Source organism: Bradyrhizobium sp. ma5 (assembly GCF_042258955.1).
Taxonomy (GTDB): domain Bacteria; phylum Pseudomonadota; class Alphaproteobacteria; order Rhizobiales; family Xanthobacteraceae; genus Bradyrhizobium.
On the sequence record NZ_CP170156.1, the window covers coordinates 2,380,534 to 2,394,546 of the forward strand.

The window sequence follows — 14,013 nt, forward strand, 5'->3', positions numbered from 1 at the left end:
TCGGAGCGCCGGGAAGGTCCGAAGTGCGAACGAGCGCGCCTGTCGGGTGAACAGACACGCTTAGCGGAAACCAAATTAGCTCAGCCAGTGAACTCGAGGGCGTCACTATGCCTCTTCTACATGAAAAACGCGGACAAATCTCAATCCTGACCTTCAGCAATCCCGAGCGGCGCAACGCGTGGCACGAGGACTACTGGTCCGCCTTGTTGGAGATCATGCCGAAATTGGAGCGCGATGCCGACACGCGTTGTGTTGTGATCACGGGCGACGAAAAGGGAAGGGCCTTTTGTGCGGGGGCCGACCTAAAGGACGAGCGAGCCCACTCGTTGAGCTCTTTGGGAGAATTCGTGGAAAGCCTTGCCGAAAGCCGCCGCCTGTCGCCGTTCGAGCTGATCGGTGATTTCGCCAAGCCGACTATTGCAGCCGTGAACGGGTACGCCATCGGGATTGGCGCCATTCTCACGTTCTGCTGCGATTTGGTCGTTGCTTCAGAGCAGGCGGAATGGCGGCTCCCGCAGGCAAGTCTCGGAATCTTGCCGGCGGCCGGCGCGAGCGCGCGGCTGTCGCGATGGATAGGCAAGGGAAACGCAATGCGGATGGCGTTGGGTTTTCCCTTCACGGCCCAGGACGCGCAACGTGCCGGACTTGCGCAGTGGCTGGTCCCGCCGGAAGAGCTGATGACACATGCGGGCGAGCTAGCAGCGCAAATTGCCGCGCTTCCGCCGCTCTCTGCAAGGCTCACGAAGGAGTCGTTGAATTATGGCGTGAACCTGCCGTTGCCCTACGCCGCACTCGGCGACATGTACCGCTTTGCGCTGCTCGAAATGACCGAGGACAAATCGGAAGCGCACGAAGCATGGCGGGAGCGGCGTAAGCCCCTTTTCAGGGGACGCTAGGCGTCGCTGGACGGAGGAGCATCGCATGAACCAAATTTCACAAGCTAAAGCATTGACCGGCATCCGCGTGGTTGATCTTAGCCGGGTATTGGCTGGCCCTTACTGTGCCCAGCTTTTGGCGGACATGGGAGCGGATGTGATAAAAGTTGAAGGCCCCGGCGGAGATGAAAACCGCAAGTGGCCTCCACTTCTGTCCGACAGCAGCACCAATTTTTCGAGCGTCAATCGCGGCAAGCGCAGTATCGCACTCGATCTGAAGTCGAAGGCGGCCCAGAAAGTGATGTTCCGCTTGGTCAAGTGGGCCGATGTTCTCGTCCATAATTTCCTGCCCGCGACCGCCACGAAGCTCAACATCTCGTACGAGCGGATGCGCGAGATCAATCCTCGGCTGATTTTCTGCTCGATCTCCGGTTATGGCGAAAAAGGTCCGCTGCGCGAGAAGCCCGGCTACGACTCCACGCTTCAGGCTTTCAGCGGAATTATGGCGACCACCGGCGAGCCCGACGGTGGACCGGTCCGGGTCGGTGTTTCTTTCATCGATATCGCGACTGGAATAAGCGCGTACGCCGGCATCGCCTCGGCGCTCCTCGTGCGTCACAAGACCGGCGCCGGCACGCATGTGCACGCTTCGCTGCTCGAAACTGCCGTTTCCTGCCTCGGCTTCCATGCGGTGGGGTGGCTGCAGGCAAAGCAACTTCCGGTTCGCGCGGGCTCCGGGACGAGCAACATAGTCCCGTACCAGGCTTTTCAGTGCAAGGATGGACTGCTCGTGCTCGGCGCGCCCAATGAGGGGGCATGGCTGAGGCTATGCAAGGCGTTCAACGATCCCGAATTGGCCAAGGATGAACGCTTCAAGGATAATCCAAGTCGCGTGAAGCACCGTGACATTCTGATCCCCATACTGGAGCAGAAATTTCTCGCGAACACGCGAGAGCACTGGTCGGTTGCCATGGAGGAGGCCGGCTTGGCGGTTGCGCCGATCAATCGGGTCGACGAGGTGCTGAACCATCCTCAAGTGCTGGCGAATGACATGATCGTGTTCGCCGAGGACGAAAGCGGCAACAAGCAGCCATTGATCGGCACGCCGTTCAAGCTGGCGGATGGCGGGGGCACCGCGACGTCCGCACCGCCCGGACAGAACGCCCATCGCGACACGATCCTCTCGCATGACCTCGGGTTCTCGGACGCGGAGCTCGCAGCGCTCAAGAATGAAGGGCTCGGCTGATAATCGTTTCATCCCGTCGCGGGCCGACGAGCGGGTAAAGTCGATTAGCCGGCCGGTCGCGATTTAAGCATGTTTTGAATGGGGGCATTGAGTGATCGAGCACCGTCATTCGTCGCTGAGACGACGAAACATCTATGTCACCGGGGCAGCTGCGCCATGAGTATCCGTCGCAAGGCTTATATCGTCGGAGCGTTCGAGCATCCTCTGCGCAAAGCGGAGACGCAATCGCTTGCCCTGCTCCACGCTGAGGTGGCAAGAGGGGCGGTCGCCGACGCAGGTCTCTCGTTGGCCGATGTGGACGGCTACTTCTGCGCCGGCGATGCGCCCGGTCTCGGGCCGCTTTCAATGGTCGAGTATCTGGGCCTAAAGCTGCGTCATTTCGATTCCACCGATGTCGGCGGTTCTTCGTACGTCGTCGCCGTCGCGCATGCCGCCGAGGCGATAGCCGCCGGCAAGTGCTCCGTGGCGCTCATTACGCTGGCAGGACGCCCTCGATCCCACAAAATCCCGCCGCACGTTGAAGCGCAGGTCTTTGCGGGTCCGACCGTACCCGAGGTTCCGTACGAACTGCCCTTCTCGCCGACGTTCATCAACACTTACGCGATGGCTGCCAGGCGGCATATGCACGAATTCGGAACCACGTCTGAGCAGCTTGCCTGGATCAAGGTAGCCGCGTCCCATCATGCTCAGCACAATCCGAATGCCTTCCTGAAGCAGGTCGTCACGGTCGAGGATGTTCTATCCTCACCGATGATCGCGGATCCTCTGCACCGCCTGGACTGTTGCGTCATCACTGACGGAGGCGGGGCGCTCGTCGTTGTTAGTCCGGAGGTCGCGAAAAGCCTCAGTCGGGCATCGGTCAGCTTGTTGGGCACCGGCGAGGGAATTAAGCACCTCGACGGGGGACGCGTCGACCTGACCTACTCCGCCGCTCGCTGGTCAGGCGCCGCGGCGTTCGCTGAGGCCGGCGTGAAGCCGTCGGATATCAAGTACGCGTCCATCTACGACAGCTTCACGATCACGGTGCTCGTCCAGCTCGAGGATCTCGGCTTTTGCGAGAAAGGCAAGGGCGGGCGGTTTGTTTCTGACGGCAACCTCATCTCCGGCGTCGGGAGAATGCCCGTCAACACGGACGGCGGCGGCCTCTGCAACAATCACCCGAACAACCGCGGTGGCATGACGAAAGTCATCGAAGCGGTTCGTCAACTCAGAGGCGAGGCCCATCCGGCCGTTCAGGTGCCGAACTGCGACTTGGCGCTTGTGCACGGAACGGGAGGATCGCTTGGCACGCGCCACGCGGGGGCGACCCTCATTCTGGAAAGGGCACTCTGATGACTGACATATTCTCCATCACGCCCGAGTCGCGTGCTGCCGGAGAAGCTGCCGCCAGCGGGCGACTTCTTCTGCGCTCGTGCCGCAGTTGCGGTCAGGTCCATTACTATCCGCGGCCGATCTGTCCGTTCTGCTTCGGAGCCGACACGGAGTGGGTCGAGGCGAAGGGAACTGGGCGCATCTACTCCTTCAGCGTGAATAGGCAGGGAAACAATCCATACATCATCGCTTACGTTGCGCTCGAAGAGGGGCCGATCATGATGACTAACATCGTCGACACGCCACCTGACAGCGTCGCGATCGATCAACGGGTGGAGTTGGTATTCGAAAAGGACGCTTCGGGCGCTCCGGTATCGATGTTCCGCGCTTCCGATCGCCACTCGTGACGTACAGCCTCGCGCAGGATTGTCCGTCCGCAGGTCAACCGAGCACCGCGATGAGCAAGGACGCGTATATGGCCCACGGTTTTGCCGCTTCAGCCGCGCATGTCAGCGTCTCCGACGCTCATCGTTTTGGTCCTTCCCTCAATGGCCAATAGACCTTTATGGAATTGCTTCCCATGAACATCGCCGCACAAGCTCCACATCCGTTCCTGGATGGAAAGCCAAAGAAGCTCTTGATCGATGGCAAATGGTCAGACGCGATCACGGGCACGACGTTTCCCAGCATTTCACCCGTGGACGGCTCTACTCTGGCCGACATAGCCCAGGGCGGCGTCAGAGATATCAATCTTGCCGTCTCTGCCGCTCGCAAAGCCTTCGAAGGGCCGTGGAGCAAGACGAAGCCGTTCGAGCGGCAGGCCATGCTGCTCCGGTTGGCCGAGCTCGTGGAGCGGGATTTTCACGATCTCGCGACACTCGACACGCTCGATATGGGAGCGCCGATCTCGTTCACGAGCGGCCGCAAGACGCGGGCCGTCGGTCTGCTTCGCTACTTCGCCAGCGCGGTCATGATGATCAACGGCGACACGACGGGTAACTCGCTCCCCGGCGATTTCTTTACTTATACGCTGAAGGAGCCGGTGGGCGTAGTCGGCGCGATCATTCCCTGGAATACTCCCGTTACAGCCGCGATCTGGAAGTTAGGTCCGGTGATCGCCACCGGCTGCACAATCGTTCTGAAACCAGCTGAGGAGGCCTCGCTCTCCTCGCTGAGGCTCGCTGAACTCGCCATGGAGGCGGGTATCCCCCCCGGTGTGGTCAATGTCGTTACCGGGCCTGGCGATACAGCAGGTGCCGCGTTGGCAGCCCACACGGACGTCGACAAGATCGCGTTCACCGGGTCCCATTTCACAGGTCAGAAGATCGTCCAAGCGTCGGCGCGCAACTTGAAGCGGCTAACGCTGGAGCTCGGCGGAAAATCTCCGCACATCGTCTTCGCGGACGCAAACCTCGACGAGGCCGCGCAGGGCGCAGCGATGGGTGTGTTTGTCAATTCAGGTCAGGTCTGCGCTGCCGGCACGCGTCTCTTCGTCGAGCGCAAGATCTACGCCGAGTTCATCGAGAGGGTGGCAGACTTGGGCAGAAAGCTGCCCGTCGGTCACCCGCTCGACCCGAGCACGCAAATCGGGCCACTCGCTTCTTCCGCGCAGCTGGAACGTGTAACCAGCTATCTCGATCTTGGAGCGTCCGAGGGCGCCAGGCCGATCATGGGAGGCGCGCGTCTGACGGAGGGCGACTTCGCCAAGGGATATTTCGTCCCGCCGACCCTGTTCGCCGACGTGAAAGACAACATGCGCATCGCGCAGGAAGAGATCTTTGGCCCGGTGCTGTCGGCGATGCCGTTCGAAGGCATGGAAGAGCTGGTTGAGCGAGCCAATTCGAGCATCTTCGGGCTCGGCTGCGGCGTGTGGACCCGCGACGTGACCAAGGCGCACACGGTAGCTCGCGCGGTTCGTGCCGGAAACGTTTGGGTCAACAACTACGGCGCGATGGACGTTCAGATGCCGTTTGGCGGGTACAAGATGAGTGGCTATGGCCGCGAGTCCGGTCGCGAATCGCTCGAAGCGTACCTGCAGACGAAAGCCGTCTACTTGAGATTTTAGCAATGTCTAACAAGAAAGACGAAGGAGTTCTCATGGTGACGGGCGAGGCCTCATCGCTGATCTTGCATGAGCGGGACGGCGGCATTGTCACGCTGACGCTCAACGAGCCCAAGACCCGGAATGCTCTCTCCAGTTCCATGATCGACGCGATCATACAGCACTGTGAGCGCATCAATGCCGATATGGGTGTCAGGTGCGTGTTGCTCGCTGCGACGGGATCGAGCTTTTCCTCTGGCGGCAATATCAAGGATATGCATGCCCAAACGGGGGCATTTAGCGGACAATCGCCCGCCGAATTCAGACAACAGGTCCGGGGTACGATCCAGCGCCTTCAGACGGCGATCTACGCGTTGGAGGTCCCCGTCATAGCAGCCGTCAACGGCCACGCGATCGGCGCCGGCTGCGATCTCAGTCTCATGTGCGATATCCGCATCGCAGCCGACGACGCGATGTTCGCCGAGAGCTTTCTACGCTTGGGGCTCGTTCCGGCCGACGGCGGAGCCTGGTTTTTGCCTCGGATCGTCGGTCTCTCGCGCGCGTATGAGATGATGTTCACGGGTGAGATGATCCGCGCCTCAGAGGCGGCGGCGATGGGATTGGTATCGAAGGTCGTGCCGCGCCAGACGCTGTTGGCCGAAGCTCGTGCGCTTGCGGGGCGCATCGCCGACAAACCGCCTCAAGCGTTGCGGCTCACCAAGCGGTTGATACGCGATTCCATGCGCCTGACGTTGTCCGAGAGCGCCGAGTTGGCTGCCACGATGCAGGCGATCGCTCAGAGCACTGCAGATCACAAGGAGGCGCTCAGCGCGTTCCTGGACAAGCGCGGGCCCGCGTTCCAAGGGCGTTGATCAGCGGAAAAGGGGAAATAGAATGTCAATTCGTTTGGATGGCCGGGTCGCAGCGATAACCGGTGCCGGGGCTGGATTGGGGCGATCACATGCGCTGCTCTTCGCCAGTCTTGGAGCCAAAGTCGTCGTGAATGACCTCGGCGCGACACTCGATGGCCGCGGCGAGGCACAATCCGCGGCGGACGCCGTTGTTGAGGAGATCAAAAGCCAAGGCGGAACCGCCGTGGCGAACCATGACAGCGTCGCCGACGAAACCGGCGCTCGACGCATCGTTCAATCCGCCATCACGCAATTCGGTCGTATCGACATCCTGGTAAACAACGCCGGTATCCTTCGCGACAAAAGCTTCGCAAAAATGGAGACCCAGGACTTCCTGGCCGTGCTCGCGGTGCATCTGCATGGCGGCTTTCATTGCTGCAAGGCAGCCTGGCCCCACATGCTTGAGCAGAAGTACGGGCGGATCATCTTGACAACGTCCCCGTCGACCAACGGCAATTTCGGTCAGAGTGGTTACGCGGCAGCAAAGTTGGGGCTGATTGGCATGATGAACTGCTTGGCCCTTGAGGGCAGCAAGCACGACGTGCTCGTCAACGCGATATCTCCAGGCGCGGTGACGCGCATGACAGAGCGCGTTACTCCGCCTCATCTGTTGAGATACTTGCGCCCCGAACTCGTCTCGCCGGCGGTCGCCTGGCTCGCTAGCGAAGCCTGCCGTATATCCGGCCAAACCATCGCCGCGTCCGCAGGCGGGTTTTCTCGCGTACACGCGTTCGAAACGCGCTCCGTGCAGTTTGATCCGGAGCTCGAAATCACCGTGGACATGATCGATGAAGCCTTTCCCCGCATCTCCGATCTGAGTGCGGCCGTTGCCGTGCAGCCCGGTCCGCTGGGTGACGTCGAAGAGCGGTTGCGCTCGATCGGAAGGCTCGGTGTGGTGGGGGAAGGATCCTCTCATGGCTAGAACCTTGCGCTTGCAGGATTTCTCGGAGTTCGTCGACAAGTCCCTGGGTCCGAGCGACTGGATCACGATCTCTCAAGACATGATCGATCGGTTTGCATCCGTGACAGGCGATCGACAATGGATCCATACCGATGTCGCCCGTGCCGCGAAGGAAGCCCCCGGCGGGAAGACCATCGCGCACGGCTATCTGACCATGTCGCTCTTGATGCAGCTTCAGGACAGTATCTATCAGGTCGAGGGGGCGCGCCAGGCAATCAACTATGGAGCCAACCGGGTGCGTTTCCTCTCGCCGGTGCCGGTCGATTCTCGCGTCCGCTTGCTGCAGGTGATCAAGAGCGTTGAACGGATCGAGAAAAACGGGGTCCGGATCATGATCGAGAACACGTTCGAACTCGAGAACGCTCCTCGGCCAGCTCTCATCATGGAGAGCATAGGATTGTTCTTCTTCTGAGTTTCGTGCCGCAGAGCCGGCGAGAGCGCTGCGCGTCCAGGTCCGAGCGCTCCGGGCCGGCCCGCAGCTTCAATGGAGCGGGCAGGTAAGCACGCGCGGAGACCCTAACATGTCAGCCTACATCATTTTTATCCGCAACAAGACGCACGATCCGGCCGGAATGGCACCTTATGCCGAGCTGGTAAAATCGTCGCCCGCGGCGCGGCACGGTCTGGAGATGATCGTGTCAAGGAACAGCCGATTCCAGGTGCTAGAGGGCGATCCAGAGGCCGAGTTCGCCGTGATGCTGCGCTTTCCCACGATGGCAGACGCTCTCGGATGGTACAACAGCGAAGAATATCGGAAAGCCAGAGAGTTTCGCCAGGCTGCCGCGGATTCTCGCGTGATCATAGTCGAAGGCGACAGCTAAAGGATTCACGCCGGCGTACCGCTTGAGACCGACGTGTTGGTGCCGGTCGACTTTGATTTGGATAGCCTGGCGGGGCAGGGAGCGAGCTCGGCCAGTCTCGACCGGCCTCAAGTGATCGTTGTCGACCGGCCATCCACCGCGAGTTACGTGTGTGGAACGGCTTGCGCTCCTCCGGCCCCTCAGCCGCCGGCGACGAAATTGTCCGACATCGGCGCATACACCCAGATTGCTCTGCGATCGACATCGCTCGAGTCGGTCTTTGTTCCGGATTGCACGGTCTTGCCCAGCTGAACCAGGGTTGCTCCCAGGTCGGGGGTTTCGACCTCGTAAACGGTCAGATACTTGTAGGGTACGGGAGTCGGCCCGATCTGATTGTCCGCCACCTCGAAGCGTCGGGCACTCAGGAAGCCGGGCACCGAGAGGATCTCCGGGATATGGGCGCGCTCAAACCAGCGGTTGTAGTCCGCTTCGCGTCCCCGAATCGGGTTTGTCAGGGCAACTACGACATGCTTGGACAACGTGAATTTCCTTGTTTGGCATCGGATGCGCGTGCTGGTTCCAGAACCGGCCCTAGCGTCCGACGAACGGTTCCGGCTTGCGCTTCTGTGCGAAGGCAAGCGCGCTCTGCTTGAAATCTTCGGTCAGATGAAGGTTGAGAGGCGCTGTCTCGAACGCCATCTCCCGTTCGAGCAGATCAAGTCTCCGACGCCGCGATCGAACGATCGCCCGGACGGCAAGGGGCGGATTGGCGGCCATCGCCTGGCTTAGTTCCAGAGCAACGGCGAGACCCTCACCTGCTGGAGCAAGCCGGTCGACCACGCCAGCACCAAAGGCTTCCTCGGCCGAGAAATAGCGACCTGTAAGCGCCGCATCGAGAGCGAAGCCGCCGGTACCACGAGCGGCCAGCATGGCCCATATTCGCGAGGATGCGAGTCCTCGCGCCGTTTCGGTGACCTGCATTCTGCAACCTTCTTCCGCGACGACGAGATCTGCGCTGAGCGCGAGCGCGAGGCCGACTCCGAGCGCGTAGCCATGCACGAGGGCGACCACCGGCTTCCAGTGAACCGAGCGGGTGAAGATGTCCAACGTTCGTACGCCGCGGCCTTCGGCTCCGCCCAGTTCCTCAAACTCTTCCCGGCTCCGCAGCTGGCGTTGTTGAACATCGGCCCCGCTGCAGAACGCTCGTCCTTCACCATGCAGGATTGCGGCGAGCGCATCTTGGTCGCCGTCGAAACGCTCCATCGCGGCGAGCAATTGAATCGACATATCGTCGGTGAACGCGTTCAACTTGCGTGGCCGGTTCAGCTTCAGGTAAGCAATTCCGTCTCTGCGTTCGTAGTCGACGACTTGGATTGACTGTTCGGACATCTGAGTTCTCGCTTCATATGGGCGACGGGGGCGATACGGGATCTAATCCGTCCTGGCGACCCCGCAGGACACGATCGGACAGGGGCGTCGTTCCGTCATGCGTTGCCGCGAACGACCAATCCGCCGTCGACGACGATCGTTTGACCCGTGACGTAGGCGCTCGCATCAGAAGCGAGGAATACGGCCGTCCCGGCCACATCGATCGCTTCGCCGATACGTCCCAACGGAGTCGTGCGATTGAATGCAGCTTCGGCTTCGGGGTTTTCCCAAAGAGCGCGAGCAAAATCGGTCCTTATGAGGCCGGGCGCGATCGCATTGACGCGGATTCCGTGCTTTCCGAGTTCAACGGCGAGATTGCGGACGAGCTGAAAATCGGCGGCTTTCGAGATGTTTTACGATCCGATAAGGTCGGAGCCGAGAAACCCGCCAATCGAGGACGTGATGATGATCGAGCCGGAGTGGCGCTCTTTCATCTCCGGCGCCACCATGCAAACGAGCCAATGGTTAGCAAGAACATTGTTCTCGAATATCTTGCGAAACTGCTCGTCGCTGATCCCCGACATCGGACCGTAGTAAGGGTTGGTGGCCGCGTTGCAGACGAGCAGATCGATGCGGCCGAATCCCGCGCGTGCGCGAGAGACCAGCTGCTCGAGCGAATGCTTGTCGGATATGCTGGCCGCGACGGCGATCGCGCGATCGGAGCCATGCTCCGCATTGATCGACGCGGCGACGTTCTCGCACGCGTCGAGCCTGCGGCTCGAAATCACCACGTTGGCGCCATGCGCCGCATACGCTTCCGCGATCGCGCGACCGATCCCACGCGACGATCCAGTGATGATCGCGACTTTCCCGGATAGATCGAACAGCGAATGCGACTTCATGCCGGCGCCCCCGCTTTTCGTGCTTCTTGCCATCCCGCGCGTGCGAACGGCTCGACCTTGGCGGCAATTTCCGCGGCGTCTTCGCTCGATGCATTGCCATCAAGCAGTCGCTTGCGGATGCCCTGCAGAATGCCTGCGCCTCGGAACAGATTATAGGCGAACAGCCAATGTAAACTGGCAATGCCGTCGCGCTTCGTCGCCAAACAATAGCGCGCTATCGTCTCGTCAAGCGTGGGCAGGCCCTCGGATGCCAGATCAAGGCCATCCAAGGCGGACCGGCCATCACTGGGCAATATCCAGTTCATCGCGAGATTGCCGAAGTCGGCGAGTGGATCGCCAAGTGTCGACAGCTCCCAGTCGAGGACTGCGGCGACCGCAGGTGAACTCTCGTGATAGATCAAATTGTCGATGCGATAGTCGCCGTGAATAATTGATACCCTGTCGGGCGCCGGCAAGTTCGTCGGAAGCCACGCGATCAGACGCTCCATTTCGGGAATCACGGTCGTTTGCGCGGCGCGATACTGCTTCGTCCATCGTTCCACCTGACGGCCAAAATAGTTGCCAGGACGGCCGTAGTCCGCAAGCCCGACCTTGGCGGGCTCGATATTGTGCAGCCGAGCGAGCGTGTCGACCATCGAAGCATACATTCCACGCCGCTCGGCCTTAGGGACGTCCGGAAGCGTCGCATTGAAATAGTTTCTCCCGGTTACCATCTCCATCAAGTAGAATGGCACCCCGATCACGGCGGGATCTTCGCAGAGCGCAATCGGGTGGGGTACGCGAAGATCGGTCGTCTCCAGCGCCGTCAACAACCGGAACTCTCGCTCGATCGCGTGCGCCGATGGAAGGAGCGCTCCGAACGGCTTGCGCCTGAGGACGAGATCGCGACTGGCGCCGACGAGCCGGTAGGTGGGATTGGATTGGCCCCCGGAAAATTTCTGCACCGAAAATGCTCCGGCGTCGGGCACCGCCGACGCGAGCCACGCCGAAAGCCGTGATTCATCGAGATCGCTCACTTCCGCGGCTCACGATACCGGTTCAATTCGGCTCGGGCGATGCCGCGCATGTGGACTTCGTCCGGACCGTCCGCCACACGCAACGCTCTGGTATTGGCCCACGAGGCGGCTAGGTCAAAATCATCGCAGACGCCTCCGCCCCCATGCGCCTGAATCGCATCGTCGATGATCTTGATCGCCATGCGCGGCGCCTGAACCTTGATCATGGCGATTTCGTTGCGAGCCGCCTTGTTTCCGATCCGGTCCATTTCATCCGCGGCTTTGAGACACAGCAGCCGAGTCATCTCGATATCGATGCGCGCCTGCGCCAGCCGCTCCTCCCACAATGAATGTTCGGAGAGGCGTTTGCCGAAAGCAACGCGGGACAAAAGACGCTTGGCCATTGCTTCCAGCGCTTCCTCAGCCGCGCCAATTGTTCTCATGCAGTGATGAACCCTGCCAGGCCCCAATCTTCCCTGCGCGATTTCGAAACCGCGACCTTCGCCCAGCAATACGTTCGTGACCGGGACTCTAACGTTCGTCAGGCTGATCTCGGCATGGCCATGTGGTGCATGGTCGTAGCCGTACACGTTGAGCATGCGCTCGACCTTCACGCCCGGGGTGTCCAGATCGAGCAGGATCATCGATTGTTGAAGGTGGACCGCAGCATCGAAGTCGGTCTTGCCCATCAGGATCGCCAGCTTGCAGTGCGGATTTCCGACGCCGGACGACCACCATTTGCGGCCGTTAATGACGTAGTTGTCGCCGTCGCGTTCGATGGCAGTCCGTATGTTGCTCGCATCGGAGGACGCGACATCGGGTTCGGTCATGAGAAAAGCGGAGCGGATCTCGCCGTTCATCAGCGGCGTCAACCAGCGAGCCTTCTGCTCGGCGCTGCCATAGCGATTGAGAATCTCCATGTTCCCGGTGTCTGGAGGCGAGCAATTGAATACCTCGGAAGCCCACTCGATACGTCCCATCTCCTCGGCACAGTGGGCATATTCGACATTGCTCAGCCGCTCGCCCGTGAAGACGAATTGGCTATCTTCTTGCAGGCCCGCTGGCACGGGCGGCATGAAGAGATTCCAGAGCCCTTCGGCCTTTGCCTCGGTCTTCAACCGCTCGACCGCGTCCAGTGGACGCCAGCGGGTGGCCGACGCCGTCTGCTTGAGCACCTCCGCGTGACGCGGCCTGATCTTCTCGTTCATGAAGCGTCTGATGCGCTCGCGAAAGGCCAACTCGCGATCAGAATAAGCGAAATTCATCCTCACCTCTTTTTCGATCGAGAGGATCGAGTGGTCGCTGCGTCGATGTGAGGCGATGGTCCTCCGGGCACGGCGCCCCATCAACACCCCGTTCTCATGCCCTCACAAGAACACGCGCTCCATCTCTCTTCCGGCGTCTTTTCGGTTATAATGCTAATGATAGTATTAATAGGCGTCAACGGGTTGAGTGACGCGCCGTAACGAAATAGATTGGCTCGCGCACAGCGTTGACGGTGCGAATGCAGGAAAGGGGCCGAATACGCCTGAATATAAGCCAAAAGGAGCGTAACAAAAGAGCGAGCAGTCTGTGTTTGTTTGCTGTCAGCTCAGGTGCCGACCGGGTCGGGAAGGGAGCCGTAATTCAACTGAAATTTGATAGGATTGCTGATCGCTCCCATTGCCCGGGCACTTCGGAGCCGCAACGCCAGATTGCCTAGTGAACGGATTGCAATTGATCGAACTCTCTGAATCTCTGCCCAAATGGCTTCAGGTCGCCAGTGTGCTCGAAGCTGAGATCGAGCGTCGGGTTGACGAGGGGGCGTTGCGCCTTCCGACCGAGGCTGAACTCAGCCAGATGCTCGGTGTTTCGATTGTCACCGTGCGACAGGCGCTCTCCAGTCTGGAGGCACGCAATCTAGTCGTCCGCAAGCGCAAGTTGGGGACCTTTATCAGGGCCGAGGGAGTTCGCAGGCGAATTCGATACAACCTCGGGCTCATCGGCGACGTCATTCAGGAGCAAAAGTCGGAAAAGGCGGAGTTGCTGGGGAGCGAGATCGTGGCCGTCCCGGTCAAGCTGAAAGGCGCTTTTCGTGGTGATCGCAACGTGATGAAGTTTGTGAGGCGCCGCTATGCGCACGGTGCTATCGCGAGCTTGGCGACCAATTACACCCGGCTGGACGTTGCATCACAGATCGACTTGGACCTTCTGAATAAGCTGCCAATGACGCAGATTATTCGCGACCACACCAGGTTCAAGATCGGGCATGTCGAACAAGAGTTGCTCGCCGAATCGGCCGATCCTGCCATGGCAGCGAGCCTTGGTATCGAGCCTCTTGGCCCCATCATCAGGATAATTGGACGAACTTTCGACAAAAACGAGCAACTGCTTGACTTTGGCGATCTCGTATATCGTGGGGATACGTATTCATTTGTGCAGCGGCTGAACGTGACTTGAGGCCCGTATCTCCAACGCGACCCGTTTTGGCCGAAGCAGGGGCGGCGCGGCAAAGGGGAGTATGCCAAATCGAATGCCGATTGCTTCGCAAGCACCTCGACCGGTCGAGTTGCCAAGTGATCTCGCATCCCCGTAGGCCCGGGCAGTCGCGCCTGGCTTGATCG

Annotated in this window: 14 protein-coding genes and 1 pseudogene; 10 read left to right on the forward strand and 5 right to left on the reverse strand. The window is 60.3% G+C overall.

Annotated elements, in window-relative coordinates; all coding sequences use genetic code 11:
* Positions 1 to 107 precede the first annotated feature (107 nt).
* The 9 genes from ACE103_RS11010 (at position 108) to ACE103_RS11050 (ending at position 8,166) form a co-directional block, all read left to right on the forward strand.
* Complete coding sequence (locus tag ACE103_RS11010; protein WP_375779418.1) at positions 108 to 896, forward strand: enoyl-CoA hydratase/isomerase family protein; 789 nt, start codon at positions 108 to 110, stop codon at positions 894 to 896.
* Positions 897 to 921: 25 nt separating this feature from the next.
* On the forward strand, positions 922 to 2,121 hold the full coding sequence (locus ACE103_RS11015; protein ID WP_375779419.1) for a CaiB/BaiF CoA transferase family protein: 1,200 nt from the start codon (positions 922 to 924) through the stop codon (positions 2,119 to 2,121).
* Positions 2,122 to 2,277: 156 nt separating this feature from the next.
* Entirely contained in the window at positions 2,278 to 3,453 is a 1,176-nt protein-coding gene (locus ACE103_RS11020; protein WP_375779420.1) for a thiolase domain-containing protein, read from the forward strand.
* Complete coding sequence (locus ACE103_RS11025) at positions 3,453 to 3,839, forward strand: Zn-ribbon domain-containing OB-fold protein (protein WP_375779421.1); 387 nt, start codon at positions 3,453 to 3,455, stop codon at positions 3,837 to 3,839. Before ACE103_RS11020 ends, ACE103_RS11025 begins: the two co-directional genes overlap by 1 nt.
* Before the next feature lie 173 nt (positions 3,840 to 4,012).
* Positions 4,013 to 5,497, forward strand: coding sequence for an aldehyde dehydrogenase family protein (locus tag ACE103_RS11030; RefSeq protein ID WP_375779422.1), 1,485 nt, complete (start codon positions 4,013 to 4,015; stop codon positions 5,495 to 5,497).
* A gap of 2 nt (positions 5,498 to 5,499) precedes the next feature.
* Positions 5,500 to 6,345, forward strand: a complete 846-nt coding sequence (locus ACE103_RS11035) for a crotonase/enoyl-CoA hydratase family protein (protein ID WP_375779423.1) — start codon at positions 5,500 to 5,502, stop codon at positions 6,343 to 6,345.
* Between the two features lie 22 nt (positions 6,346 to 6,367).
* Positions 6,368 to 7,306 carry an SDR family NAD(P)-dependent oxidoreductase gene (locus ACE103_RS11040; RefSeq protein ID WP_375779424.1) on the forward strand — a complete coding sequence of 313 codons (939 nt, stop codon included), beginning with the start codon at positions 6,368 to 6,370 and terminating at the stop codon, positions 7,304 to 7,306.
* Between the two features lie 10 nt (positions 7,307 to 7,316).
* Positions 7,317 to 7,757 carry a MaoC family dehydratase gene (locus ACE103_RS11045; protein WP_375779425.1) on the forward strand — a complete coding sequence of 147 codons (441 nt, stop codon included), beginning with the start codon at positions 7,317 to 7,319 and terminating at the stop codon, positions 7,755 to 7,757.
* A 109-nt stretch (positions 7,758 to 7,866) separates the two neighbouring features.
* Positions 7,867 to 8,166 carry a DUF1330 domain-containing protein gene (locus ACE103_RS11050; protein WP_375779426.1) on the forward strand — a complete coding sequence of 100 codons (300 nt, stop codon included), beginning with the start codon at positions 7,867 to 7,869 and terminating at the stop codon, positions 8,164 to 8,166.
* Between the two features lie 179 nt (positions 8,167 to 8,345).
* On the opposite strand, the gene ACE103_RS11055 is transcribed toward ACE103_RS11050, so the two are convergent.
* The 5 genes and pseudogenes from ACE103_RS11055 to ACE103_RS11075 all read right to left on the reverse strand — a co-directional run bounded on the left by ACE103_RS11055 (position 8,346) and on the right by ACE103_RS11075 (position 12,675).
* Entirely contained in the window at positions 8,346 to 8,684 is a 339-nt protein-coding gene (locus ACE103_RS11055; protein WP_375779427.1) for a hypothetical protein, read from the reverse strand.
* A gap of 52 nt (positions 8,685 to 8,736) precedes the next feature.
* Positions 8,737 to 9,534 carry an enoyl-CoA hydratase/isomerase family protein gene (locus ACE103_RS11060; protein WP_375779428.1) on the reverse strand — a complete coding sequence of 266 codons (798 nt, stop codon included), beginning with the start codon at positions 9,532 to 9,534 and terminating at the stop codon, positions 8,737 to 8,739.
* Positions 9,535 to 9,629: 95 nt separating this feature from the next.
* Positions 9,630 to 10,415 (reverse strand): annotated as a pseudogene (locus ACE103_RS11065) (SDR family oxidoreductase).
* Positions 10,412 to 11,431: a phosphotransferase family protein gene (locus ACE103_RS11070; RefSeq protein ID WP_375779429.1), complete on the reverse strand. Its 1,020-nt coding sequence runs from the start codon at positions 11,429 to 11,431 to the stop codon at positions 10,412 to 10,414. Before ACE103_RS11070 ends, ACE103_RS11065 begins: the two are co-directional and overlap by 4 nt.
* Complete coding sequence (locus ACE103_RS11075; RefSeq protein WP_375779430.1) at positions 11,428 to 12,675, reverse strand: acyl-CoA dehydrogenase family protein; 1,248 nt, start codon at positions 12,673 to 12,675, stop codon at positions 11,428 to 11,430. The genes ACE103_RS11070 and ACE103_RS11075 overlap by 4 nt, the downstream gene beginning before the upstream one ends.
* Positions 12,676 to 13,126: 451 nt before the next feature.
* Between ACE103_RS11075 and ACE103_RS11080 the strand changes: the two genes are divergently transcribed.
* Entirely contained in the window at positions 13,127 to 13,849 is a 723-nt protein-coding gene (locus tag ACE103_RS11080; protein ID WP_375779431.1) for a GntR family transcriptional regulator, read from the forward strand.
* Positions 13,850 to 14,013 lie beyond the last annotated feature (164 nt).